Source organism: Nostoc sp. DSM 114161 (assembly GCF_052692665.1).
Window position 1 is genome coordinate 2,089,580 of the sequence record NZ_CP195141.1, and the last position, 25,488, is coordinate 2,115,067.

Below are 25,488 nucleotides of genomic sequence, written 5' to 3' on the forward strand. Positions count from 1 at the left end.
GCAACTATTTCTGTAATTTTTGTCGTCTCACACGAGGAAAGCGCCTGTTGCTCAAGATTTGTCGGTGATTTTTGTAAAGGGTAAAGGGTAAAATCAATTATTAACAAAAATTAATTTTACTTCTGCCTGTCCTCCGGCAAGCCGCCCTCCTAAAGACGCTTTGTAGGCAAAACTTTTGTAGGGTAGCAAGTAACCGTAACGTTCTACTGCCTCCTGCTTTGTTCCTTCTAACTTTTACCTTTGCTATATGGCCCGCGACTATTATGAAATCCTGGGTGTCTCTCGTGACGCCGACAAAGAAGAAATTAAACAAGCTTACCGCCGTTTAGCCCGGAAGTATCACCCAGACGTGAACAAAGAAGCCGGGGCGGAGGAACGCTTTAAAGAAATTAACCGCGCTTATGAAGTACTCTCGGAACCAGAAACCCGCGCTCGTTACGATCGCTTCGGGCCAGAGGGTGTGTCAGGAGCCGGTGTAGGCTTCCAAGATATTGGCGATATGGGTGGCTTTGCCGATATTTTTGAAAGTATTTTTAGTGGGTTTGCTGGGGGTATGGGCGGCCCGGCGCAACAACAAAGACGCCGCAGCGGTCCCGCACGAGGTGATGACCTACGGCTAGACCTGAAGTTAGATTTTCGGGAAGCAGTATTTGGCGGTGAAAAAGAAATCCGCATTTCCCATTTGGAAAATTGTGAAGTTTGTAACGGTTCTGGTGCAAAACCAGGAACGCGTCCGCGTACTTGTTCAACTTGTAGCGGATCGGGTCAAGTCCGTCGCGTTACCAGAACGCCCTTCGGTAGTTTCACTCAAGTCTCGACTTGTCCCACTTGTAATGGAACAGGGATGGTAATTGAAGATAAGTGTGATGCCTGTGATGGTAAGGGCGCAAATCAAGTCACAAAGAAACTCAAAATCACCATTCCGGCTGGGGTGGATAATGGCACGCGCTTGCGGATTTCTAATGAAGGGGATGCCGGTCAACGTGGTGGCCCTCCTGGGGATTTGTACGTTTACTTGTTCGTCAATGAAGACGAGGAATTCCAACGGGATGGCATCAATATTCTCTCGGAAATAAAAGTTAGCTACTTGCAAGCAATCTTAGGTTGTCGGTTAGAGGTCGATACGGTAGACGGCCCAGTGGAACTAATCATTCCTGCGGGAACCCAGCCAAACACGGTGATGAAGTTGGAAAATCGCGGTGTACCGAGATTAGGAAATCCCGTAAGTCGGGGCGATCATCTGCTGACAGTATTAATTGATATTCCCAATAAGGTGACACCAGAGGAGAGGGAATTGCTGGAGAAGCTGGCTAAAATTAAAGGAGATCGTACTGGTAAAGGCGGTTTAGAAGGATTCTTGGGAAATCTGTTTAAGTGATGAAGTCCTCTTCTGTTTCAACTCCTGATGCTCAACTTGATTTACGCGGCACCCCGTGTCCAATTAATTTCGTGCGGACAAAACTACGTTTAGAGAAAATGCCATTGGGGAGTTTGCTAGAAGTCTGGCTAGACCCAGGAGAACCAATTGAGCAGGTTCCCGATAGTTTAACAATGGCAGGTTATCAGGTGGAAAAAATTACAGATTGTAGTAGTTATTTTTCCCTGTTAGTGCGTCGTCCAGTTAATAACCAATGACAGCGGAAAGTTTTGCCGCAACTGGACAGTTATTGGGCACTGTGCTGGCCGTGCAGGCTAATTTTTATCGGGTACAGCTAGATCGAGAGGATGGGGAGCAGAGGAGCAGGGGAGCAGAGGAGAAATTAGAGTTAAATACTCCCTTGCCCTTCTGCCCCTCTGGACCTCTGCCCCCCATGCTACTTTGTACTCGCAGAACGCGGCTAAAAAAAATCGGACAACAGGTGATGGTGGGCGATCGCGTTGTTGTAGAGGAGCCAGATTGGGCTGGAGGACGGGGAGCAATTGCTGAGGTTTTACCCCGCGAAAGTGAATTAGATCGTCCGGCGATCGCCAATGTTAACCAAATTTTATTAGTATTTGCTGTTGCCGATCCACCTTTGGAACCTTATCAATTGAGTCGGTTTTTGATTAAGGCTGAGTCTACTGGTTTGGATGTGCTTTTATGCTTGAATAAAAGCGATTTAATTTCACAACACGAACAACAGCAAATTAGCGATCGCCTGCTCAGTTGGGGTTATCAACCGTTATTTATCAGCGTCCAAAATGGCATAAATATAGATCGAGCAGCCAACTATCTCAGCAATAAAATTACTGTAATTGCTGGGCCTTCCGGTGTGGGCAAATCTAGCCTGATTAATTGGCTAATTCCCAACGCCAACCTGCGAGTGGGGGAGGTTTCTGGCAAATTAGCTCGCGGTCGTCATACTACCCGCCATGTAGAATTATTTGAATTGCCCAGTGGTGGTTTATTAGCAGATACTCCGGGTTTTAATCAGCCTGATATGGATTGTAATCCAGAAGAATTAGTACATTATTTTCCAGAAGCAAGAAAACGGTTAGCAGTTGCTAAGTGTCGGTTCAGCGATTGTTTGCACCGAGATGAGCCTGAGTGTGCAGTGCGCGGAGATTGGGAACGATACGAACATTATTTGGAATTTTTGGATGCAGCGATCGCTCGTCAAACACAGCTTCACCAACAAGCCGGCCCTGAATCTACTCTCAAGTTAAAAACTAAAGGTAAAGGGCAGAGTCAATACGAACCCAAACTGGAAACTAAAAAATATCGTCGTGTTTCCCGAAAGACTCAGTTACAGGACTTGCAACATCTCTATCAAGAAAGCGAAGAATAGGAGAACAAGCTGTCACGATAGCATAGATAGAAATAAAAAGATTCTGTTGTATGTCTCAGCCCCTTGCCACCACCCCTAGTGTAGAAGATGTCACTGAGAGTATAATTTTCCCACCAGGTGATATCTATAGTGACGAACCTCCCTTGGAATCTGATTTACACCGCGAACAAATCGATTTACTCATCCGCTTGATAAAGTGGTGGTGGCGCGATCGCAACAATTTTTATGCTACTGGCAACCTGACTATTTATTTCAGCCCTAACCAAAAAAAGTCAGAAGAATTCCGAGGGCCGGATTTTTTTGTAGTTTTAGATGCAGAAAAAAAAGACCGCAAAAGCTGGGTTGTGTGGCAAGAAGATGGCAAATATCCCAACGTGATTATAGAACTGCTATCTGATTCCACAGCCTCAGTTGATAAAGGTTTGAAAAAGCAAATATACCAAAATACGTTTCGGACTCCGGATTACTTTTGGTTTGACCCAGTGAGCTTGGAATTGCGAGGATTTCACTTAATTGATGGTCAGTATCAAGACCTTGCGCCCACTGAGTCAGGTAGGTTGTGGAGTCAGCAATTAGAGCTTTATTTGGCAGTATATTTGGGCAAATTACGCTTTTTTACACCAGATGGGGATCTCGTAATGTTGCCAGAAGACGAAGCCAACCAGCAACTAGAACAAACAAGCCAGCAACTAGAGCAAACAAGCCAGCAACTAGAGCAAACAAGCCAGCAACTAGAACAAACAAGCCAGCAACTAGAGCAAGAACGTCAACGAGCTGCAATATTAGCAGAACGCTTGCGAACCGCAGGTATTGACCCTGAGCAAATATTCTAAAAATCAAACTTTATCCTTGTTAAGGTGCATTAGCGTAGCCCAACCCAGGCATCGCTCAGTCACGATAGGATAAAGACAAAAAAGTGCGAACGCTATGTCTCAATCTCTTGCCACTGCTTCTACTGCCGATGTCACAGACAGTATAATTTTTCCACCAGGCGATATTTATAGTGACGAACCCCCCTTGGAATCTGATTTACACCGCGAACAAATCGATTTACTCATCCGCTTGATAAAGTGGTGGTGGCGCGATCGCAACAATTTTTATGCTACTGGCAACCTGACTATTTATTTCAGCCCTAACCAAAAAAAGTCAGAAGAATTCCGAGGGCCGGATTTTTTTGTAGTTTTAGATGCAGAAAAAAAAGACCGCAAAAGCTGGGTTGTGTGGCAAGAAGACGGCAAATATCCCAACGTGATTATAGAACTGCTATCTGATTCCACAGCCTCAGTTGATAAAGGTTTGAAAAAGCAAATATACCAAAATACGTTTCGGACTCCAGATTATTTTTGGTTTGACCCAAATAACCAAGGATGACAGGGATTTCACTTAGTTGATGGACAATATCAAGAAATCGAAGTTACTGCTAAAGGCTGGTTATGGAGTCAACAGTTAGGACTGTATTTAGGAGTTGAGTCTGGAAAATTGCGCTTTTTTACACCAGATGGGCAATTGGTAATGTTACCAGAAGAAGAAGCAAACCGACAGTTACAGCAAGCTAACCAGCAGTTACAACAAGCTAACCAAGAACTAGAACAAGAACGTCAACGAGCTGGAATATTGGTAGAACGTTTGCGAGCCGCAGGTATTGACCCCGAACAAATATTCTGAAAAGAGAGAATTTTATTTCTCAACTAAGCATGAACAAATAGTGTTATGAACCAAACAATACCTGATAGAGTTCGTTGGACAATCTCAGATTTAGAATTACTCGCAACTGATGAATGGAAGCGCTATGAGATTATTGACGGAGAACTATTTGTGACTAGAGCGCCTCACTGGAAACATCAGCGAACTGGTGGTAATGTTTATTTGGAATTAGAAATTTGGTCTCGCTCCAGTAAACTAGGTGAAGCGATCGCAACTCCTGGGATAATTTTTACAAATGCTGATAATGTCATACCCGATATAGTTTGGATAAGTAATGAGCGTTTAGCACAATTGCTGGATGAAGAAGGACATTTGAGAGGAGCGCCAGAACTTATTGTAGAAGTGCTTTCTCCTGGGACAATCAACGAACGTCGAGACCGAGAGGCCAAACTTAAACTTTACTCATCGACAGGAGTACAAGAATATTGGATTGCAAATTGGCAATTACAGCAGTTAGAAGTTTATCGCCGAGAAACTGCCCAATTAAAACTGATAGTGACTTTGTTGGCTGATGACGAAATTACATCGCCACTTTTGCCAGGTTTTAGCGTTCGAGTTCAACGCTTTTTTGTATAACTTTGATTTTGGCGTAGGCGTAGCCCGCCTTAGGCATCGCTCCTGAAATTCAACCTCACCAAACAAAGTAAAAGTAAAATTTTTCTGGAGGCAGATACTAACGGCATCTGGTCAAAAAATAATTACTAAACTCCAAAGGCAAAAAGTTTACAAAAGGATTGTAAGTGAGAAACCCGATTTTTGTGCTGCAACAAGTCAACCCACAACCGGAGTAGGAATGGCCAAGAGTTCAAATATTGGTACAAAGCTTTTAAATTAATTGAAAACTCCTATAAACCTAACTGACGATCCCCATAAAGTCTTAAAATATTGTTAATTTCTGGCAAACCCCTCCACCTTCAACTTACAAGTATCACCCCAAAATCACTATGGCTATTGGCTATGTCGCGCTTGTCCTTCATGCACATCTGCCCTTCGTTCGTCACCCAGAAAGTGACTATGTGTTGGAGGAAGAATGGCTCTATGAAGCCATCACAGAAACTTACATCCCATTATTGAAAGTATTTGAAGGCTTAAAGCGAGACGGTATCGACTTTAAAATCACGATGAGTATGACACCACCTCTAGTGTCGATGCTTCGTGACCCTCTGCTGCAAGAACGCTATGACGCCCACTTAGCGCAACTAGAAGAACTTATAGAGATGGAGGCCGAGCGTAACGTCCATAATGGACATATTCGCTACTTGGCCGAACATTACGCCACTGAGTTTAACGAAGCGCGTCAAATATGGGAACGCTACAAAGGTGACTTGGTGACGGCTTTTAAGCAGTTCCAAGATAGTAATAACCTAGAAATTATCACTTGCGGCGCTACCCACGGCTACTTGCCATTAATGAAAATGTATCCGCAAGCAGTGTGGGCACAAATTCAGGTAGCTTGCGAACATTATCAGGAAACTTTTGGACAAGCACCCAGAGGTATTTGGTTACCTGAATGCGCTTATTACGAAGGTGTAGAGCGAATGCTGGCAGATGCTGGTTTGCGTTATTTCCTCACCGATGGGCATGGCATTCTTTACGCCCGTCCCCGTCCGCGCTTTGGTACTTATGCCCCGATTTTCACAGAAACTGGTGTTGCTGCCTTTGGGCGAGATCATGAATCTTCTCAACAAGTATGGTCTTCTGAAGTCGGCTATCCTGGCGCGGCGGAATATCGAGAATTTTACAAAGATTTGGGTTGGGAAGCAGAATATGAGTACATCAAGCCCTACATTATGCCCAATGGTCAACGAAAAAACACGGGCATTAAATATCACAAAATTACTGGACGTGGTTTAGGGCTGTCAGATAAAGCACTCTATGACCCTTATTGGGCCCGGGAAAAGGCAGCGGAACACGCCGCTAACTTTATGTATAATCGGGAGCGGCAATCGGAACATCTCTATGGTATAATGCAACGTCCGCCGATTATCGTTTCGCCTTACGACGCCGAGTTGTTTGGACATTGGTGGTATGAGGGACCTTGGTTCATTGATTTTCTATTCCGTAAGTCATGGTATGACCAAGGAACTTATGCGATGACTCACTTGGCGGATTATTTGCGATCGCATCCAGTACAGCAAGTATGTCGTCCTTCCCAGTCAAGTTGGGGTTTCAAAGGTTTCCACGAGTATTGGTTGAACGAAACAAACGCCTGGATTTATCCACATTTGCACAAAGCTGCTGAGCGAATGATTGAAATATCTCACTTGGAACCAGAGGATGAATTGCAGTGGCGAGCATTAAATCAAGCAGCGCGCGAGTTGTTATTAGCACAATCTTCTGACTGGGCTTTTATTATGCGGACGGGAACGATGGTACCATACGCAGTGAGAAGGACGCGATCGCACCTAATGAGGTTTAATAAACTCTACGAAGATGTGAAAGTTGGCAAAATTGACAGCGGCTGGCTCGAAAAAGTCGAGGTAATGGATAATATTTTCCCTAGCATCAACTATCGCGTCTATCGTCCGTTGTAGTAGTAGGGTGGGCAATGCCCACCTTATATTATTAGTAGTGAGGAGCGTTTACTTCGGCAAAGCTCAGTACAAGTATTTTACCAACAACAGAGCAAGCCTTAGCCTGTGTACGGGTTTGTCAAATGTTGTCAAATTTGTATAAGGATATCCGCTTATTTCGATTTGACGAGAGAACTTGACAAATTTACATCCTAGCTGGAGACGAACTCCAAATCAAAAGTTGCAATCTATCCACGGGTGTGTATGCCGATAGACTAAGTACGGTATTCCACACTGAAGAGTACCAAGTGGTGAGTATTGACTCAAACAATAAGATGGAAGTAACGCTAAACTAATATGTTAGAGGCTATCTGGGTCAATATTTAATTCTCGGAGTTTAGCAGCTAATCTTTGCGCCTTTTCTTCTGCGGCTTGTCTTATCGCTACTTCTTCTTCATGAGTTAGAAGTATTCGATCTGTAGCTGGATCGTAAAAACGCAATTTCCCCTGTTCTAAACGCAACTCCAGCCCTAAAACTTCGCTGGGTAGGGATACGGTATCATTTGATAAGTTATTGGTTGGTACTGGAAAATAATTGTTTTCGACCAAACGTAAACCTTGGAGTCGCGGATTAAGATAATCGCCTGTAGGATCGTACTGAAAATATTCACGCACCCCTAGAAAGGCGTAGATTCCTTTTTTTGCACCTTGGTCTTTGCTACGGGTGGTTTTTGAGGTAATCTCTAGAACAAAATCTGGGATTTTGTCGTTTTCTTCCCAGGTTTTGTAAGAACCGCGATCGCGTTTTTCTACTCCAAACACCACGAATACATCTGGTGCGACAACTGATTCCGGATTACCTTTTTCGTAATAGATAAATAAATTACCAGCTACGTAGACATTTAGACGATTTTGGAAATAAATATCCAGCACAGTGGTAGCGTATACGAGACACTTGCGCTGTAAATCACCTTCAGTCATTGGCTTACCGTCTTCATCTGGATATTCAATTGGCGTAACGGGGATATACTCAACTGAGGCTGTCATGGGCAAATCCCTCAACTCAACTAGGGCTAGATTCAATAATATCGCTCAAAATTCTGTCGCCATGACTAGGAGGCTGTGAAATCACCAAAAATTCCAAATTATCTGGAGATTCATTGAGTATCTGATGAGGAATATTAGGCGCAACTTCTACACCTTCGTGTTGATAAATTACTTGACGGGAACCATCGATTTCTAAAGTTGCTTTTCCAGATAAAATAAAGAAAAACTGGTGCGATACTTGGTGATAATGTTTAACTTCAAAAGTCCCTGGTGGCATTAGTTCGTGAATCACACTCAATTCTGGTTGCTTAACAAGATGCCAACCATGACAATTATTACCCCATATATAATGCTCGGCAGTTTCTTTACTAATCATTTGGTGTGCGGTTTAAGTTTTACTAGCGTTAGCTATATTTAATCGCTGTTTAATCCTCATAATGCCTTTTAAAAAAGACAGGCAAGATGCCTGTCCTACAAACAATCAATAATTTAGCAAAGAATTTAGAAATTCATCTCAGCAGCTTGGACTCTCTCAACCTGCTTCTTCTTCAGCACTAGCATAACTTGAGCCAGCATTACAAGAGCGATGAATGCAATTAAACCTTTGACTCTGCCAGCATCTTGCAGTACGATCTCTGCATCTTTTTGACCGAATCCGCCGACGTTGGGGTTATTGGTCAAAGCATCACCAGACTTAACAGCTTGTCCTTCGGAAACAATCAATTCTGGGCCTGCGGGAACTGTATCAACGACAACATCGCCAGACTCTGGTTGGATGTTAACCTGATATTTGACGTTACCGTCTTCATCTTCCTCCTTGGCAATTTTGGTAATTGTGCCAGTAGCGGAAGCATTGTAAAGGTTGTTATTGCTCTTTTCGCCGGTGGGATAAACTTGTCCGCGCCCGCGATTACCACCTACGTGAACTGAATATTTTCCGAAGTGGATGTTTTTGTCGGTTGCGGGGTTAGGAGAAAGAACTGGGAAGACGATTTCTTGGTACTGTTCGCCAGGTAACGGGCCGACGATGACAATATTTTCTTTCTCTTCGCTGTAGGGTTGGAAGTAAGTATCGCCGATTTCTTCTTTAAGCTCCTCGGAAATGCGGTCTTCGGGAGCAATCTTAAAGCCTTCGGGTAACATCAGCACAGCACCGACGTTTAAGCCGGTTTTAGAACCATCAGCACCAACTTGCTGAACGCTGGTATCGTAGGGAATTTTCACTACAGCTTTGAACACAGTGTCAGGTAGCACCGATTGGGGAACTTCCACTTCTGTCGGCTTGGCTGCTAGGTGACAGTTCGCACAAACAATCCGCCCGGTTGGTTCGCGGGGGGTTTCAGGATAGGTTTGCTGTGCCCAAAATGGATAGGCAGCAGCAGATTGGGGAAGGGCGAGATCGCAACTGAAGTAGAATGTCACAGTGGCGATCGCTATGAGCAATGTTTTTACAATTGCTCTAGCACTGCGAGTTAACCTCGCTGTTACAGAAGCATTTCTCATCTCTATAAGGACAATGATTGAATTAGTCATTGGTCATTGGTCATTGGTCATTAGTCATTAGTCATTGGTCATTAGTCGAAAGACTAAGAACAAAGGACAGATGACTAAGGACAAAATTATTAAGTCCACCAAGGTGCATCGCCGGTGCGGAAGTCGGTTTCAGTCCAAGGACTTAAGACAATTTTGTCGTCTGTTGTGCTGGCGTGGGCTAAAGCCAAAGACAGTGGTGCTGGACCCCGAACAACTTTACCAGTTGAGTCATACTGAGAACCGTGACAAGGACACTTAAATTTGTTCTCAGCAACATTCCAAGGGACAACGCAACCTAAGTGGGTGCAAATAGCGTTAATGCCATAATCTTTGATGGCTTCTTTGTTTTCTACCACAATATAGGTGGGGTCACCCTTGAGTCCTTGAACTAAAGTGCGATCGCCTGCGTTACGGTTTTCCAGAAATTTGGCGAGACTGACATCGTTACCCAACTCGTCTTTTGCTGTGGTTCCACCACCAGCACCACCGCTAGCTGGTGGAATAAAGTACTTGACAACGGGATACAATGCACCCAGAGCTACTCCAGTGACAGTCCCAAAAGTGAGCAGATTCATGAACTGACGACGCCCCATATCTGGCACGTCTGCTGATTCCGAAAATTGAGCCATAATCTACGCGCTCTTTGTGTATTTTGTTAAGCATTTTGACAAGAGTACTTGTACTTGAGCAACTCTTGTCTAAGTCGAAATGCTAACGCTTACGACGATGCCATATTTCTCTGTTCCAAGATATGTTTAGCATCTTTTCTGTTAGCATTACATTTCTTTATATCCTTATCATACTGGAGTTACGGAACTTAACATCATAACTAAATGTAAAATCTGATTGAGAAAAGCTATGACAGGACAGGAATTACGTCAACTGCTGGTTGAGAAGTGGGGATACTCTTACGATGTCCAGTTTCGGCGGACACAGGGCAAGATATTTTTACAAGTCATGTGGAAATATCTGGAGCAAGCTTCTTTTCCCTTAACTGAGGCAGAGTACCAAGAGCATCTTGATAGCATCGCTAATTATCTTCATGCTTTGGGTGGAACAACGCAAGTGCAAACATTTATCACCCAAACACGCGATCGCCCCCGACTCGGCAAAGCTGTTAGTATTCCTCTAGATTTGGGCGATCGCGCTTCAGAATGGATCTTATGACCTGTTACTAGTTGAATATTAATTTCTCAGTCATTACATTTTTTGTATATAAATAAGTTTATGGACTAAAAGTATGCTATAAAATTCTCTTGCCAAGGACTGCATCTCTATTTGGCTGAATTAACACAACCTCTCCATCGTCTAAAACTACTCCCAAGACTAAAACTGCCGAAATGAAGTCCGCAATTCTATCGGGTAGAAAATTAGTTACAGCTAATATTAATCTACCGATTAATTCGGTTGGTTGATAAAGTTTTTTAATTTGGGCACTAGATTTTTTGATGCCCAAATTACCAAAATTTATCCACAATTTATAAGCAGGCTTTTTAGCTTGAGTAAATTATTCAAACTTGATGATTTTGCCAACATGAATTTCAACTTTTTCAAAATCGTCAAAGTTAATTTGTGGCATTTAATTTTGGATTTTAGATTTTTAATCCAAAAGCCAAAATTAAAAATCTAAAGTTCGGTGAGTTTGGATTTAAATATTTTAATTTTTTATTCAGCTTGGCGATCGCTATTTTCCTGTGAGCTTCACTAAACCAATGCCGCCAAAGTAGAGTCCCAGCACTGCACCAGCTAGAAGGCTTTGGGTTAAGGGGTCAGTAGAAGGTGTGAGAACCGCTCCTAAAACCACTGCTCCCATAATCACGTAACGCCAACCAGAAACCATCTTCTCAGAAGATACAATATTCAAGTTACCGAGTAATAGTTGAATGATGGGAATTTGAAATGCTAAACCAGTGCTGAATAAAAGTAGCAGCACAAATTCAAAATATTTGTCAATTGACCAAAGTTGTTCGACGACATCTGCTCCGTAGCTGATGAAGAACTTCAAAGCTGCGGGAATGAGAAGTAAATAAGCAAATACTAAACCTGCTGCAAATAAAACACTCGACCCTAAAACCACAGGCCCTAATAAGCGGCGTTCGCGGCGAGTCAGTCCGGGAAGCACAAACTGGATAATTTGGTAAAGAATGAAAGGGCTAGAAAGTACCACGCCAGTGTAGGCTGCGACTTTGAGGGAGACAAAGAAATATTCTCCAGGTGCAAGTTGAAGAAATTTGACTCCCTGTGCTGGAACCTCAAGTAGTTGGACAATGGGCTTAACGGCAAAGAAACAACCGATAATGGCTATTGCTACAGCAATTAGCGAATAAAAAATTCGTTGTCGCAACTCTTCTAGATGGTCGAAAAGTGACATTTCGACTTCACCTGGCAACTCATCTAAAGGATCGGTTTGGGAGTTGCCATCTGCTTCTGTATTTATATCAGGAACGTTTACAGTATCTACGTCTTGTGAAGGCGTCATGAGTCAGTTAGTAGGCAACATTTATAATATGGTTATGGGGCATTGGGCATTGGGCATTGGGCATTAGTTTTTCTTTGCGTCCACGCGTCTGCCTCATCTGCTTAGTCAGCATTGTTAACTATTTTATCTGGCGATCGCAGCCACCAAGATATGTTTTTGAATGCTGGGAGTTTTTTGTCCTGTTTTTTTAGGGTTGCATGTGCATAAGTTAGTAGGAAGCCATCTTTAGGCAATGCCTAACCTAAAATGGGTGGAACCGATAATTTGTAAATCACGTCTCTGCGGCTATTAGGACTGAGTAACTCAACACAACATCAATATACAATGCTCAGTTTTTCAATTCCGGTTCATCAAGGTGGCATCTAAGTTTAGCGTATTTAGAAATTTTTAGCTGAGGTTGTATGAACCGGACAATTTGCATTGGTTTGATGGCATTGCCCATGTATTTATCCAATGCTGAGCTAGGCAATGTTTATAGTAATGTGTCGATTGTCAAAAATCAGCTTTCTACCGTAGCTGCTCTGATGGTTTACAGCACAAAAGCTCCCTCAGATATATTGCCGTGGGATATATCAGCTAGAGATGACCAAACCGAAGATTGTCTTCGTTCTGGTATCTGCAAGGATTGATACTAAGTTTGTCATTTGTCATTTGTCATTTGTCATTTGTTTTTTAGTCATGATTAATGACGGTTTTGAGGACAAAATGCAACATTTAGGTGCGTTGGCTTAATTTAATTAGGACACATAGAGAAATATTACAGCAGTTTCATAATCAAAAAAACTAATGGTTGTAGGAAATTATCAAGGTACAGTCCTGATTACAGGAGCGTCAACAGGAATTGGTCAGGCCTGTGCTTTGCTTTTAGACCGATTGGGATTTTCTGTTTTTGCTGGCGTGCGTCAAGATATTGATGCTCAAGCACTCCAACAAAAAGCTTCACAAAGACTGATTCCAATTTTTTTAGATGTTACTGATGCTGAATCTATCGCTTCTGTAGTTGATAAGGTAACAAATACAGTGGGTGATGTTGGAATTTCAGGTTTAGTAAATAATGCCGGAATTGCTGTTCCCGGCCCTTTAGAATTATTACCGATCGCAGAATTTCAACATCAGATGAATGTGAATGTCACTGGACAATTAGCGGTGACACAAGCATTTCTTGGTTTATTACGCCAAGGTCGCGGTCGAATTGTCAATATGGGTTCGATTGCTGGTAGAAGTCCTACCCCATTTTTGGGCGCTTACAATGCTTCAAAGTTCGCCTTGGAAGCACTCACTGATGTGATGCGTATGGAGTTAAAACCGTGGGGAATTTCAGTTTCAATTATTGAACCTGGTTCTATTGCTACGCCTATTTGGAATAAATCTCTAACTCAAGCTGAAATCGGACAAGATAGTTTACCAGAATCGGCACTGGATCTTTACGGTCAGGCGATGAATACTGTACGTCAAAAAATGCAGACGATCGCAGCTAGAGGAATTTCTGCGGATATTGTCGCTCAAGCTGTTGTCCACGCGCTGACTGCAAAACAACCAAAGACACGCTATCTGATTGGACAAGATGCCAAAATCCAAGCGGTGCTAAAACATATTTTGCCCGATCGCCTCCACGATCGCCTAATTTTATATTCAATGGGTTTGTAGATTATACGATTTGGGATTTTGCATTTAATTCACCAGAGATTAAACCCCCGATTTAAAGAAGTCGGGGATCTCTACACCACGAATTCTCACCAGTCAAATAGAATTGCTATATGTTCAAAAACACTACAAAATTGTACTTAACGGTACTTTTTTTGTATGGGATATTTTTAATATTGATAAAAGTAGCTTATTTAATATTAGATTTTATAGTTATTTATACTTATAAGAGTATTTCTGCTTAGTTAAAATTAAATATCAGCATTACGGTGTGCTAGATGAAACGTAGATATGAAAAATCAAGCGGAATGCTGTTAACTTAGTTAGTAATTTAAGTCAGATGTACTTAAATTAACTGATAAATTCCCAAATATAAATTTTGTCATCCCTATTCGTGAATGAACTCGATTAGTTATGCTCCTAGATTTAGAAAGATTTTATCAGGCTTGCAATCCCAGTAGACCTCTAATGATAGGAGATGCAAGCGATCGCCGATATTATATCGATTTTGCAGCGGTGCGGGGTGGCAAAATCATTGAGGCTTTGCAGCGCACCATCACTCGCATATCGCCAGATTCGCCAACTTGTCAGCTTTTTACGGGACATCTCGGCTGTGGAAAATCGACGGAATTGTTGCGCCTGAAAGCTGAGTTGGAAGTGCAGCAATTTCATGTGGTTTACTTTGAGTCCACCCACGTCTTAGAAATGGCAGATGTGGATGTGACTGATGTTTTATTAGCGATCGCTGGTCAAGTAAGTGAAAGCTTGGAGGCGATGAAAATTAAACTCAAGCCTAGTTATTTTACCAAATTATTTGGCGAAATTGTCGATTTTTTACAAACACCAATTGAACTGGGAGTTGAAGCCGAGTTATCTGTGGGGATTGGCAAAATTACAGCTAAAACCAAAGAAAGCCCCCAATTGCGGCGGCGGTTAAGGGACTATTTGGAACCGCGAACGGCGAATATTTTACAGTCAATTAATCAAGAACTATTAGAACGCGCCAACAAAGAACTTAAAGCCAGGGGTAAAAAAGGACTGGTAGTAATTGTTGATAATTTGGATAGAGTAGCAATTCGACCTTTACCATCGGGGCGATCGCTACCAGAATACTTGTTTATTCAACGGGGCGAACAGTTACGCAAACTAAATTGTCATGTTGTCTATACTATTCCCCTAGCTTTAACTTTCTCCAACGATAGCGCCGAACTTCAGCATCGTTTAGGCGGAGGAGTAGCACCAAAAGTTTTACCGATGATACCTGTGCGTTTGCGCTCTGGAGAGGTTTTTCCCCAAGGGCTAGCATTGATGCGACAAATGGTGCTAGCGAGGGCTTTTCCCGACATTTTACCTAGCGATCGGTTAGGCTTAATTACAGAAGTGTTTGATAATTTGGAGACCTTAGATCGGTTGTGTTTGATTAGTGGCGGTCATGTGCGCGACTTGTTGGGGTTGCTGTTTGATTGTTTGCGGGAACAAGATCCACCCTTCGAGCGGGAGTGTGTCGAATTGGTGATTCAAAGACAGCGGGATTACCGAGCTAATGCCATTGACCCGCATGAATGGGAACTCATCTTTCAGGTGGTGCAACAACAGAGGGTCAGAGGTGATATTGAATACCACACTCTATTGCGGAGTTTATTTGTATTTGAATACCGCGATCGGGAGGGGGCTTGGTTTGCCGTCAACCCGGTTTTAGCAGAAACGCAGAGATTTAAATCATGGTTGAACGACAATCACAAGTAGATATAAGAGCAAATAACGAGCGGGCGTTGAGGACTTTGGGGAGAGCGATCGCACTTTCTAACGGTCAATTTTCCCTAGTTTTAGTATCCTGCAATTATCGAGTTTTGCAAGAGGAAATGTTGCAACGACTTGAAGAAGTTTCTTCAGGATTATACCACATTCAAAAAGTAGTTTTACCGCATAACGCCAGAAGTCTTTACACAACTATTCATTTACAATTAGTTACCGAAAATCAACCGCCATCGGCGTTGATGATTTTGGGTTTAGAGTCCGTAGATGGGCTGGATGATTTCTTAAGGTCTATTAATCATATTCGTGATGAATTTCGCAAGCGCCATCCATTTCCGATAATTGTGTGGATGAATGATGAAGTTTTGCAAAAAGTGGTACGTTTAGCGCCAGATTTTGCGAGTTGGGCGGCGACACCGATTCATTTTGAAATGACAACTAGTTCGTTGCTGCAATTTCTCCAACAAGAAACTGATTCTTTGTTTGCTAGAGTTTTACCCAAAAATAATGCACAATCCCAAACATCGAAATTTGCAGAAAATTATTCTACTCTAGGGCAAGTTTGGGAACATAACTACGAACTCCACTTTGCCATCAGAGAATTACAAGATCGTGGTATTACTTTAGAGCCAGAATTGCACGCGAGTTTAGAATTTGTTTTTGGCTTAGATAATTATGTTAGCGATCGCATTAATCCGGCTTTAATTCATTTTCAGAAAAGTTTACAAATTTGGCAGAAATTGGGGGACAAGGGAGATGAGGGGATGGGGAGATGGGGAGATGGGGAGGAAGTTTCACCCCATCTTCCCAGCGCCCCACCATCCCAACACCCCAATACCTCCTTATCTCCCTTTTCTTCCTCATCTCCCCCATCTCCGCCATCTCCTTTATTTTTAAGACAGGGAATTTTGCTGTTTTATCTAGGGTTATGTAGTTGTCGTTTAGCTGAGCAAAATCAAGTAGAAAATCGCCGTCACTGGTTAGCAGCAAAATCTTATTTTCAGCAATGTTTAAATATTTTACAAATAGCTGGGTGTCTAAATATAGTTGCTGAATTTATTGGTCAACTGGCTGAAGTTTTGCAAAACCTCCACGACTGGGAACAATTGCAAATTGTTGCTCAAAGGTCTTTGGAGTTGCATCAAATTTATGGCAATCAAATTCAACTTGCTTGCGACTACGGCTTTCTTGCTCAAGTAGCGGTACAACAATCGCGTTGGGTACAGGCGAGTATCTTAGCGCATGTATCGCTGCTGAAATTAGCTGAGGCGCAAAAGCAAAATGACCCTTATGACTGTTTATTTCCTTTATTATTGGCGCAAATTTATTATTTGATATTAGCGAAAGCACAACGCAATATAGGCGAGAAAGAAGTTGCGCGTGAATATTTAGAAAAGGCGGCAAAAGAACTGCCGGAAGCGTTAGAATACAGCGCTCATCAATATGATGCCCATCGTTATATTCGCTTGTTGCGGACATTGCGATCGCTTTATTTTGAAGAAGGACGATATTTAGAAGCTTATTACATTCGTCAAAAACGCCGTTCTGTGGAACAGCAATATGGTTTTCGGGCTTTTATCGGTGCAGGACGTTTGCAACCCCAAAGACAGGTAACAAACCCAGCATTAATGTCACCTGCTGGGAGTAGTAGTGTTGCTTTAGAAATTGGGGCTTCTGGCCGAGAACGAGATATTAATGATTTAATTGGCAGAATTAGTCGTGCTGACCAAAAGTTAACAGTAATTCACGGTCAGTCGGGAGTTGGTAAGAGTTCTACGGTAACTGCGGGTTTAGTTCCAGCACTGCAAAATAGAGCTATTGGCGATCAAATTGCGGTGCCTGTGGTGCTGCAAGTTTATAGCGATTGGGCTAAGGAATTAGGTAAATCTTTAAGTGAGGCCATGTCTCAGATTAAAGGAGAAGCAGCCATTGAGCCGGAGGTTTTACCTGAGTCGATTACGCCTAGCACCATTGTAAATATTTTACAGCAATTAGAAAAAAATGCTGATAATCATTTGATAACAGTTTTAATTTTTGACCAGTTTGAAGAATTTTTCTTTGGATATAGCGATCGCCATCAAAAGCAAGCATTCGATAAATTTATTAGCGACTGTCTTAATATACCTTTTGTTAAAGTTATTCTTTCTTTAAGAGAAGATTATTTACATCGTTTATTAGACTTCAAACATCTTTCTTCACTAGAAGCCATTAACAACAATATTCTGGATAAAAATATCCGCTACCAGTTAAATAACTTTTCGCCAGAATATGCAAAAGCAATTATCAAAAAATTGACAGAGCGTTCCCAGTTACACTTAGAGCCTGCTTTAATTGATGCCCTAATTGCAGATTTATCCACAGAATTTGGAGAAGTCCGCCCCATTGAATTGCAAGTTGTGGGAGCGCAAATTCAAGATGAACGAATTACCACCCTGGAACAATATCAGCCATATAGACCCAACAAACTAATTGAGCGATATATCAAAGAATTAATCAAAGATTGCGGCCCAGAAAATGAACGAGCCGCTTTACTCGTTTTATATTTGTTAACAGATGAAAGCAACAACCGACCTTTTAAAACTCGCGCTGAATTAGCGGCACAATTAACAGAGTTAGAAGATGCTAGCAAACTAGAATTAATTTTAGATATTTTAGTCCGCTCTGGGTTAGTAGTTCTTTTTCCCGACGTACCAGAACGCTATCAATTAATTCACGATTATTTAGTAGACTTAATTCGCTATTTGCAACAACAGGAATCAAGCTTACAAGTCCAACTCAACCAACTACGCCAAAAAGTAGAACAAAGTCAAGCTGAAATTGAGCGGCTCAAAAGCGAACTCAGCCAAAAAAAGCAGCCAACAAAATTAATAGATAGTCATCCGCAACAGGGATTGGGTTTATTAACAGAATTGCGGGAGTTACAAAAACGCGAAGAATTAAGTCAGTTAGAAATTGAGCAATTGCGAGCTGAACTCAAAGAAAAAGAGTTAACAGCTAAACTAGCAGAAAGCCAAGAGAAACAAAGACTCAGCGAAGCTAAATTAAATCGTTCTTTAAAAATTGCTTTGACTGCTTCTGTTTTGGCGATATTTGGTTTAAGCGTTTCCATCGTTACAGCAATAGATAGCGAAATTAAAACTTTGAGCGTATCCAGTGAAGCTTTATTTGCCTCACAAAAAGGTATTGATGCTTTAAAAGAAGCTTTAAAAGCAGGGAAAAAATTACAACAAACAATCTGGGTAGATTCTAATACTAGAGAGCAAGTACTGACGGCTCTTTATCAAGCGGTTTCCGGGGTAAGAGAATATAATCGTTTCGACGGGCATATATCTGGGGTAAATAGTGTTATATTTAGCCGCGATAGCCGTTTAATTGCCTCAGCCAGTGCAGACACTACAATTAAAATCTGGGGTCTTGATGGTAGCGCGATCGAAACTTTGTCAGGACATGAAGATGTAGTCAATAGCATCAGTTTTAGCCCCGATAGCCAAATTATTGCTTCCGCCAGTCAAGATAAAACAGTGAAACTGTGGAACCTTCGGGACGGTCAACTCCTAGCCACTCTATTAGGACATCAAGCTGTGGTGAATAGTGTGAGTTTTAGTCCTGATGGTCAACTTATTGCTTCAGCGAGTACAGACAAGACGATAAAACTTTGGACTCAGGACGGTAAATTACTCAAAACCTTAGACGGACATAACAGTGCGGTTTTGGCTGTTGCTTGGTCGCCCGACGGACAAACCATTGCTTCCGGGAGTGCTGACAACACCATCAAGCTTTGGAGTCGAGACGGTGAGTTGCTGAGAACCTTTCCAGGTCATGATGATGCAGTTTTAAGTGTCGCTTGGTCGCCTGATGGTAAAACAATAGCTTCCGCTAGTTTAGACCAGACTATCAAATTGTGGAGTTTAGAAGGTAACCTCCTGAGAACCTTATCAGGGCATAGTGCAGGAGTTACCAGCGTTAGTTTCAGCCCCAATGGTAACATCATCGCCTCTGCAAGTACCGACGAAACCCTCAAACTTTGGAGTACTGAAGGTGTGTTGCTCGGTACCCTTAGGGGACATAATAATTGGGTGAATAGCGTTAGTTTCAGCCCAGACGGTCGCACCCTCGCTTCTGCAAGTCGGGACAAAACCGTCAAACTCTGGCGTTGGGACGATGTGCTACTGCAAAAACCCAAAACCGATAACAACGATTGGGTGACTAGTATCAGTTTTAGCCCTGGAGGTCGCACTTTAGCCGCAGCCAGTCGAGACAAAACTGTAAAACTTTTCAATCGAGAAGGTAAATTATACCGTACTTTCACTGGACATCAGAGTCAAGTTTGGGGTGTTAGTTTTAGCCCTGATGGTAAAATAATTGCCTCAGGGAGTAAAGATAAAACAGTAAAGTTGTGGAGTCGGGCTGGTGAATTGCTCCATACATTACAAGGTCATACTGATACAGTATTGGGTGTAGCTTGGTCGCCTGATGGTCAAGTAATTGCCTCAGCCAGTAAAGATAAAACGGTGAAGCTTTGGAGCCGTAACGGTATACTGTTGAACACTTTGCAAGAACATCAAGATGCAGTGAATTGGGTAAGTTTTAGTCCTGATGGCAAATTCCTAGCCTCGGCTAGCGATGACAAAACAGTGAAACTATGGAGTAAAGATGGTAAATTGATACAGACATTAGCCGGACATAGCCGTCGAGTAAATGGGGTAGCTTGGTCGTCTGATAGTCAAATTCTCGCCTCAGTTAGTATTGATAGCACAGTCAAGATTTGGAATCGAGGCGGTGAGTTGCTAACTAATCTTAGTGGGGATGGTGATAGTTTCATCAGCGTCAGCTTTAGTCCAGATGGTAAAACTTTAGCAGCCTCCAGCGATGACAAAGTGAGAATTTGGAACCGCGATGGAACATTGTTAATTGCTTTGAAAGGCTATAAAGACGAGTTAACCAGCATCAATTTCAGCCCTGATGGCAAGACTTTAGCTGTGGGAAGTGCCAATGGTACGGTGATTTTCCAGGATTTAGCAGATATCAAACTAGATAAATTGCTCGCACGGAGTTGCGATTTGCTGCATGATTATTTGCAGACTAACCAGAAAGTGATGAAGGGCGATCGCGCTTTGTGTTCTGATAGGTAATGCTTAGGAAAACATTCTTTGTGCAAATGTTTCTTTTGATTTAGCCTGAATTTCAACATGAATCAATAACCAAATTTCTTCTCCTTGAATTTGCCAAACTTTAACTAATTTATCTGCGTATCTCCGTCCAATTTATGCATTGCGGTCTATTTGTTGGAATTCCTTATCCAGAAATTCATGGGGACGTTCCCAATCAATTAATGCAGCAGTCTGAGGAAAGAAGAATTCCATTGCTTTGAATTGGTAGATGGTACTGATGTTTTAATTATCAAGCTTAGTGCCATCGCACCTAGCACCAACCTGAATGAAGTGCGATCGCAGGCGAAAACAGTACAAGGTTACTAGGCACAGCAATATTGCTTTTTACAATGAAAAGTTAAATATTTATTTTATATGGTGAAATATAAAATATTAAGATATAAACTTTTTCTTAGCTCAATTATGTTTATAAAAATATGAATCTTTGTAAACGGATACAGTCTTTTTTTTATGATTTGCGATCGAGTAAAGATTCAGATACTAAAAAGCTTACTAAAAGGCAAGTTCACGATTTACTGCTACTTTCAAATTTGACAAATCCTAGAAAAAACTCTAGAGAACTTAAGAAGATCCTCAATCAGTGTTTGAATGTATCTGATTCTGAAGATAAAAAACAAGAAATAAATTATGTGATTGAAGAGTTAGGTAATCGATTAGAAGATTTAATTGCTCACTACATTTCTGTAAAACGAAAACAAGAAACTATTAAAAGATTTCAAAATTTTAGATCTTTTGGTATTTTATTTTTGTCGGTAGTTATTGTATTAATAGCTAGTCAGTTTTTAATTGGTGATATCAAATGCGAGCAACCAACAGGGTGTTTAGAATTTGCACCATGGGGAGTAAAATGGAAAATTCCAGGCGAATCCTTAACTATTTCTCTTATTTTTTCTGCCATTATTGGCATATTTCCACTATCATACATTGCTTACAGTTACTATAAATCTGAAATTCAAAAAGAACGTTTAGCAGATGATTTAAAATTATTAGGATTAGTTTCCAAGGAAAATATTGATGAAATTTATCAACTTTATAATACAGTGTATAATCCATTTCAATTTGGGGTTTATATAATTTTATTTGTATTTTTGTCATTTATTATTTTTGTTTCTTACTACAAAGTTAGTACTGGTACTGAATACACATTTATCCAATCAAGTACGGTTAGGATTATTTTTTATGCCTTTCTTGGCTCTTACTTCTTTGGGATTCAATTACTTGTTAGAAGATATAATACTTTTGATTTACAACCTCAAGTTTACAGTGCTGTGATACTGAGAACTCTGTTATCAGCAGTTATAACCTTTAGCATAGCATCATTGATTGGTGGTATTACTACAGAGCCTCTATCATCTGAAAAATCAAGCAATTCGCCGACTTCTCAAGCAACTTCTTCATCATCTGAAAAATCAAGCAATTCGCCGACTTCTCAAGCAACTTCTTCATCATCTAGCCCTTCAAATAAAGATGTATATAAATCTAATGATAAAAGTTCGATACCTTGGCAAGTACTAGCTTTCCTAATTGGGATATTTCCAACAAGTGGTATTAGATGGATTACTTTTGTGACTAATCGTTCACTAAGCGCACCAATCGATCAATACAATGAAAGTCCCTTGAAAAATATTTCAGGTATAAATACATGGCATGAAGCTCGCCTGTCTGAATTAGGTATTGACAGTGTTCAAAGTTTGGCTACTACCGATATATGTAAATTACTTTTATCTACTCAATTTGATACACAGCAAATTATTAACTGGGTCGATCAAGCTATCCTATACATGAAGTTAGGCTCTAAAACACCTCGCTTACAAGAAATCAATATAAATACTTTTCATGAAATGCAGATATCTTTAAATAAATTGCAAAGAAGTCAAAAGACTTCAAATAAATTACAATTAAACCAAAATTTGTTACAAAATAATTGTTCTCCTAATTCTAATGATGAATATAGTCGAATCTTAACTATTCTTGGGTTATCATCAGCTGAACAAATAGAATTTTTAAAAGACTATTCTAATTATCCAAACTATACTCATATTCAAGCTTATTATATGAATGCTGCTGAAAGAGCTCGTCAAAGGGCAGATGAAGGTAGACAATCTGTATTAAACTCAGGAAAACAGTTTGCTCTTCCGGATAATCTTTTGGCTCAAAATGAGGAAGAGGAATCAGAATCTATATTTAATAAGAATATTGTAACCCTAAATATTCTAAATCAAGAAATTAAAGAACTTGAGATACGTTTAAAATTTAAACCTAATGCGAAAGACTATGTTAATTTAGGGACTGGTTATTATCTAATCTCTTGTATGGAAGATGCTGAAGAGGCTTATGATATGGCTATTAGTTTGGATCGAACTCTAGCAGAAGCTTATAATAATATAAGTGTTATATTTATATATAAAAAACAATATGAATTAGCACTTAAAAATATTGGGGAAGCTTTGAGAATTGATTCTAATTTTGTTGAAGCTTTGTTGAATCTAGGGCTTGTTCATTTACGTGAAAATGATGTGTCATCAGCAATTGATAGTTTTAGTCAAGCTCTCACTATAAATCCTCGAATTGGGGCAGCATATTGTAATCGAGGCATCGCTTATAATACTATATCCAAAGGTCCAGATGAATTTAAAAAAGCTGTTGCAGATTTTGAGAAAGCATATTTGCTGGGATATGATGATAGCGTAGCTTTGTGGAATGCTTGGGGATTGTCTCTCAGTGGCTTAGAACGATACCAGGAAGCAATTGAAAAATATGACCGGGCGATACAACTTTCACGGAACAATTCAGCTCTGCTACATGCTCGACGTGCTCATACTTATGCATCCTTAGGTAGAAAGTACTTTGTTCAAGATAATCAAACAGAAGTGATAAATTGTTATTTAAGAGCAGATTCTGACTTTATAAAAGCTACCAAAACTGAAAACACGCCAGCTATTGTATTTGCTAACTATGGGCTGCTTAAGGTATCTGAAGGTGATTTTAAATCTGAGCAGGGAAGAAATGATGAAGCTAAAAGACTATATGAAAAAGCTATCGAACAATATCTAAAAGCTAAAAATATTTTAGAACCGCAAGATAAAAATACTCAGAATAATTTTTCAACTTCATCATCAATTGAAACAAATTTTTTGTCATCAATTGAAACAAATTTAGCAGGAGCTTATCAAAGAGTAGGAGAACATGAAAAAGCCTTAGAATGCTTAGAAAGTGCAATTAAGTATGGGGATAATTCGGTAACAACGCTTTACAATTATGCTTTTTCTCTTTATGTAACAGAAAAAAACCAAGATGCGCTTAAAAACTTAGAACAAATCAAAAAATTGCTAGAAGTTATAGAGAAAAATTCACCTGTAAAAAAATTGGAAATAAAAGTTGAAGAGTTAATTACGAATATTCAAACAAAGATGAATCAAAATAATACCGCGCCTCAATAATGACTAACTAATAAGCAAGAAAACAATTATTAGAAGTATAAATTACAATCACCTCAGTTAAAGTACTGTATCATCGTGCTTGTTACTTTCCACTTCGTTTGGATTTATGCTCAAAATTTGCACATCTTCGATAGGGAACCCATTGACTTCACTTATTTCTCCTAATTTGAAACGAGATATCAACCGTTTTATACCTTCTTGAGAAACTTCTACGGTTAATATAACACTGCCTTCTTTAATATCAGTAATTACTATCGTATCACCTGAAAAATTTTCTAATATTAATTTTAGAGATACTAATAAATCATTATTAATTGAGTTAATATCACCTTTTAAGATGATAACAGCTTTTCTTGTTTTACTTTGTTTATCTATTACGGTCACTTGACGACAAAGCGGTTGAATTTTTTCTACTTCCTCATTAGTATTAGAGTTAGTGCAATCTTTTTCTTTTAGTCGTTCCAATTGTTCTTCTGGTATTAGCGCAATTTCTCTCCAATCTAACTTTAGTGCTTCGCATATTCTTTTAAATGACTGAAGCTGAATAGGCTGACCCTGAAAAAATTTTGTAACTGTAGTACGAGCTAAAAGTTGAGAATTAGCAAAGTTGGCTTTTGACCCAAATCCTAGTCTTTTTAAAGCCATTTCTGCTATATTTATAGCTTCTGGAGAAGCTGTGTAAGTTATTTTCTTTTTTTTTATTACTTGGTCAGAGTCTGCCATGTTTTGGTTAGGTTTGTTTGTAACCGATATCTCTACAGTCAAAAGTTAAGCATAAATCTATCATAAAAAATTCAAAATAGCGTTGCAAAAGACAAGCCAGTACCAGTATTAATTACCTAGCTCAATTTTACATACAAACATAAATTAGTCATAAAATAGCCAAAAAACAATCATAAAGTAGTCAATTATATGGTTATTTAACCGTAGATTTAGATTAAATGGGGCAAAATATGTCTTGAATAAAGAGTAACTATGAAATGAATAAGTGTTAAGTATGAAAAATGAAAAAGCTAAAAATCCGTTTTATTCAACCGTAGAAAATACAATGAGTGTAGGTGTATCTACGGTTATCGGTACTTTGGGATTTTCAGACATGTACAGCACGAATAAACATCATGCAACTAGTGTCGAAATCCCGAATGGTATTTACGTTGGTGGCGATGTTGCCATAGGCGGGGGTGAAGTAATAGGTATTGACTCTTGGGTTGCTGGTGGTGTTTCTCGTAAAAAGACAGCTAACTCATAACTTGCAAGCTATTTTGAAAGGACAGGTTTTCTAATTAACGTAATCAGGAAGACAAAGGTGGATGAACAAACAACTTCAAAACTGGCAATGTGAAGTTAAGTTGATTGTTCCTCGTTGTCTGTTTGAAGTTCTGAGCGCACAAAGGCGACGCTCAGACTTTTTTTGCACCTTTTGACCATCAGTGG

Annotated in this window: 20 protein-coding genes and 3 pseudogenes; 15 read left to right on the forward strand and 8 right to left on the reverse strand. The window is 40.4% G+C overall.

Annotation, left to right across the window (positions count from 1 at the left end; all coding sequences use genetic code 11):
* Nucleotides 1-247 precede the first annotated feature (247 nt).
* The 8 genes and pseudogenes from dnaJ to NSTC745_RS08865 all read left to right on the forward strand — a co-directional run bounded on the left by dnaJ (nucleotide 248) and on the right by NSTC745_RS08865 (nucleotide 7,185).
* Nucleotides 248-1,378, forward strand: coding sequence for a molecular chaperone DnaJ (dnaJ, locus tag NSTC745_RS08830; RefSeq protein ID WP_445636815.1), 1,131 nt, complete (start codon nucleotides 248-250; stop codon nucleotides 1,376-1,378).
* Nucleotides 1,378-1,635, forward strand: a complete 258-nt coding sequence (locus tag NSTC745_RS08835) for a sulfurtransferase TusA family protein (RefSeq protein WP_096534996.1) — start codon at nucleotides 1,378-1,380, stop codon at nucleotides 1,633-1,635. The genes dnaJ and NSTC745_RS08835 overlap by 1 nt, the downstream gene beginning before the upstream one ends.
* Nucleotides 1,632-2,768, forward strand: coding sequence for a small ribosomal subunit biogenesis GTPase RsgA (gene rsgA, locus NSTC745_RS08840; RefSeq protein WP_445636816.1), 1,137 nt, complete (start codon nucleotides 1,632-1,634; stop codon nucleotides 2,766-2,768). The genes NSTC745_RS08835 and rsgA overlap by 4 nt, the downstream gene beginning before the upstream one ends.
* Before the next feature lie 50 nt (nucleotides 2,769-2,818).
* A complete protein-coding gene (locus tag NSTC745_RS08845; protein ID WP_445636817.1) occupies nucleotides 2,819-3,601 on the forward strand; it encodes a Uma2 family endonuclease in 783 nt (260 codons plus the stop codon).
* Between the two features lie 94 nt (nucleotides 3,602-3,695).
* Nucleotides 3,696-4,433, forward strand: a pseudogene (locus NSTC745_RS08850) (Uma2 family endonuclease).
* A gap of 45 nt (nucleotides 4,434-4,478) precedes the next feature.
* Nucleotides 4,479-5,048, forward strand: coding sequence for a Uma2 family endonuclease (locus NSTC745_RS08855; RefSeq protein ID WP_445636818.1), 570 nt, complete (start codon nucleotides 4,479-4,481; stop codon nucleotides 5,046-5,048).
* A 368-nt stretch (nucleotides 5,049-5,416) separates the two neighbouring features.
* A complete protein-coding gene (locus tag NSTC745_RS08860; protein ID WP_445636819.1) occupies nucleotides 5,417-7,006 on the forward strand; it encodes a glycoside hydrolase family 57 protein in 1,590 nt (529 codons plus the stop codon).
* Between the two features lie 74 nt (nucleotides 7,007-7,080).
* Nucleotides 7,081-7,185 (forward strand): DUF6888 family protein, encoded by a 105-nt coding sequence (locus NSTC745_RS08865; RefSeq protein WP_445638561.1) that lies wholly within the window; start codon nucleotides 7,081-7,083, stop codon nucleotides 7,183-7,185.
* 160 nt (nucleotides 7,186-7,345) lie between these two features.
* Here NSTC745_RS08865 and NSTC745_RS08870 read toward each other — a convergent pair whose 3' ends face one another.
* From NSTC745_RS08870 to petC, 4 genes are all read right to left on the reverse strand, one after another.
* The gene (locus NSTC745_RS08870) at nucleotides 7,346-8,032 is read right to left on the reverse strand and encodes a Uma2 family endonuclease (protein ID WP_445636820.1); all 687 of its coding nucleotides are present in this window, start codon (nucleotides 8,030-8,032) and stop codon (nucleotides 7,346-7,348) included.
* 16 nt (nucleotides 8,033-8,048) lie between these two features.
* Complete coding sequence (locus tag NSTC745_RS08875; protein ID WP_445636821.1) at nucleotides 8,049-8,408, reverse strand: cupin domain-containing protein; 360 nt, start codon at nucleotides 8,406-8,408, stop codon at nucleotides 8,049-8,051.
* Nucleotides 8,409-8,533: 125 nt separating this feature from the next.
* Nucleotides 8,534-9,535, reverse strand: a complete 1,002-nt coding sequence (petA, locus tag NSTC745_RS08880) for a cytochrome f (protein WP_445638562.1) — start codon at nucleotides 9,533-9,535, stop codon at nucleotides 8,534-8,536.
* 119 nt (nucleotides 9,536-9,654) lie between these two features.
* Nucleotides 9,655-10,194: a cytochrome b6-f complex iron-sulfur subunit gene (petC, locus tag NSTC745_RS08885; protein ID WP_190955442.1), complete on the reverse strand. Its 540-nt coding sequence runs from the start codon at nucleotides 10,192-10,194 to the stop codon at nucleotides 9,655-9,657.
* Nucleotides 10,195-10,423: 229 nt separating this feature from the next.
* On the opposite strand from petC, the gene NSTC745_RS08890 reads away from it, so the two are divergent.
* The gene (locus tag NSTC745_RS08890; RefSeq protein ID WP_445636822.1) at nucleotides 10,424-10,732 is read left to right on the forward strand and encodes a DUF3067 family protein; all 309 of its coding nucleotides are present in this window, start codon (nucleotides 10,424-10,426) and stop codon (nucleotides 10,730-10,732) included.
* Between the two features lie 76 nt (nucleotides 10,733-10,808).
* Here NSTC745_RS08890 and NSTC745_RS08895 read toward each other — a convergent pair.
* A pseudogene (locus tag NSTC745_RS08895) lies at nucleotides 10,809-11,144 on the reverse strand (tRNA-binding protein).
* A gap of 105 nt (nucleotides 11,145-11,249) precedes the next feature.
* Nucleotides 11,250-12,044, reverse strand: a complete 795-nt coding sequence (gene tatC / locus NSTC745_RS08900; RefSeq protein ID WP_445636823.1) for a twin-arginine translocase subunit TatC — start codon at nucleotides 12,042-12,044, stop codon at nucleotides 11,250-11,252.
* A gap of 401 nt (nucleotides 12,045-12,445) precedes the next feature.
* On the opposite strand from tatC, the gene NSTC745_RS08905 reads away from it, so the two are divergent.
* The 4 genes from NSTC745_RS08905 to NSTC745_RS08920 all read left to right on the forward strand — a co-directional run bounded on the left by NSTC745_RS08905 (nucleotide 12,446) and on the right by NSTC745_RS08920 (nucleotide 20,575).
* Complete coding sequence (locus NSTC745_RS08905) at nucleotides 12,446-12,673, forward strand: hypothetical protein (RefSeq protein ID WP_445636824.1); 228 nt, start codon at nucleotides 12,446-12,448, stop codon at nucleotides 12,671-12,673.
* A 157-nt stretch (nucleotides 12,674-12,830) separates the two neighbouring features.
* Nucleotides 12,831-13,691 (forward strand): SDR family oxidoreductase, encoded by an 861-nt coding sequence (locus NSTC745_RS08910; RefSeq protein ID WP_445636825.1) that lies wholly within the window; start codon nucleotides 12,831-12,833, stop codon nucleotides 13,689-13,691.
* A 411-nt stretch (nucleotides 13,692-14,102) separates the two neighbouring features.
* Nucleotides 14,103-15,434 (forward strand): P-loop NTPase fold protein, encoded by a 1,332-nt coding sequence (locus NSTC745_RS08915; RefSeq protein WP_445636826.1) that lies wholly within the window; start codon nucleotides 14,103-14,105, stop codon nucleotides 15,432-15,434.
* The gene (locus NSTC745_RS08920) at nucleotides 15,410-20,575 is read left to right on the forward strand and encodes a WD40 domain-containing protein (protein ID WP_445636827.1); all 5,166 of its coding nucleotides are present in this window, start codon (nucleotides 15,410-15,412) and stop codon (nucleotides 20,573-20,575) included. The genes NSTC745_RS08915 and NSTC745_RS08920 overlap by 25 nt, the downstream gene beginning before the upstream one ends.
* Before the next feature lie 6 nt (nucleotides 20,576-20,581).
* Here NSTC745_RS08920 and NSTC745_RS08925 read toward each other — a convergent pair.
* Nucleotides 20,582-20,812, reverse strand: a pseudogene (locus NSTC745_RS08925) (hypothetical protein); the annotation flags it as partial.
* A 386-nt stretch (nucleotides 20,813-21,198) separates the two neighbouring features.
* Between NSTC745_RS08925 and NSTC745_RS08930 the strand changes: the two are divergent.
* Entirely contained in the window at nucleotides 21,199-24,054 is a 2,856-nt protein-coding gene (locus NSTC745_RS08930; protein ID WP_445636828.1) for a tetratricopeptide repeat protein, read from the forward strand.
* Between the two features lie 57 nt (nucleotides 24,055-24,111).
* Here the strand turns inward: NSTC745_RS08930 and NSTC745_RS08935 are convergent, their stop codons facing one another.
* Complete coding sequence (locus NSTC745_RS08935) at nucleotides 24,112-24,777, reverse strand: hypothetical protein (protein ID WP_445636829.1); 666 nt, start codon at nucleotides 24,775-24,777, stop codon at nucleotides 24,112-24,114.
* A gap of 325 nt (nucleotides 24,778-25,102) precedes the next feature.
* Between NSTC745_RS08935 and NSTC745_RS08940 the strand changes: the two genes are divergently transcribed.
* A complete protein-coding gene (locus tag NSTC745_RS08940) occupies nucleotides 25,103-25,303 on the forward strand; it encodes a hypothetical protein (RefSeq protein ID WP_445636830.1) in 201 nt (66 codons plus the stop codon).
* The last annotated feature ends 185 nt before the right edge of the window (nucleotides 25,304-25,488 follow it).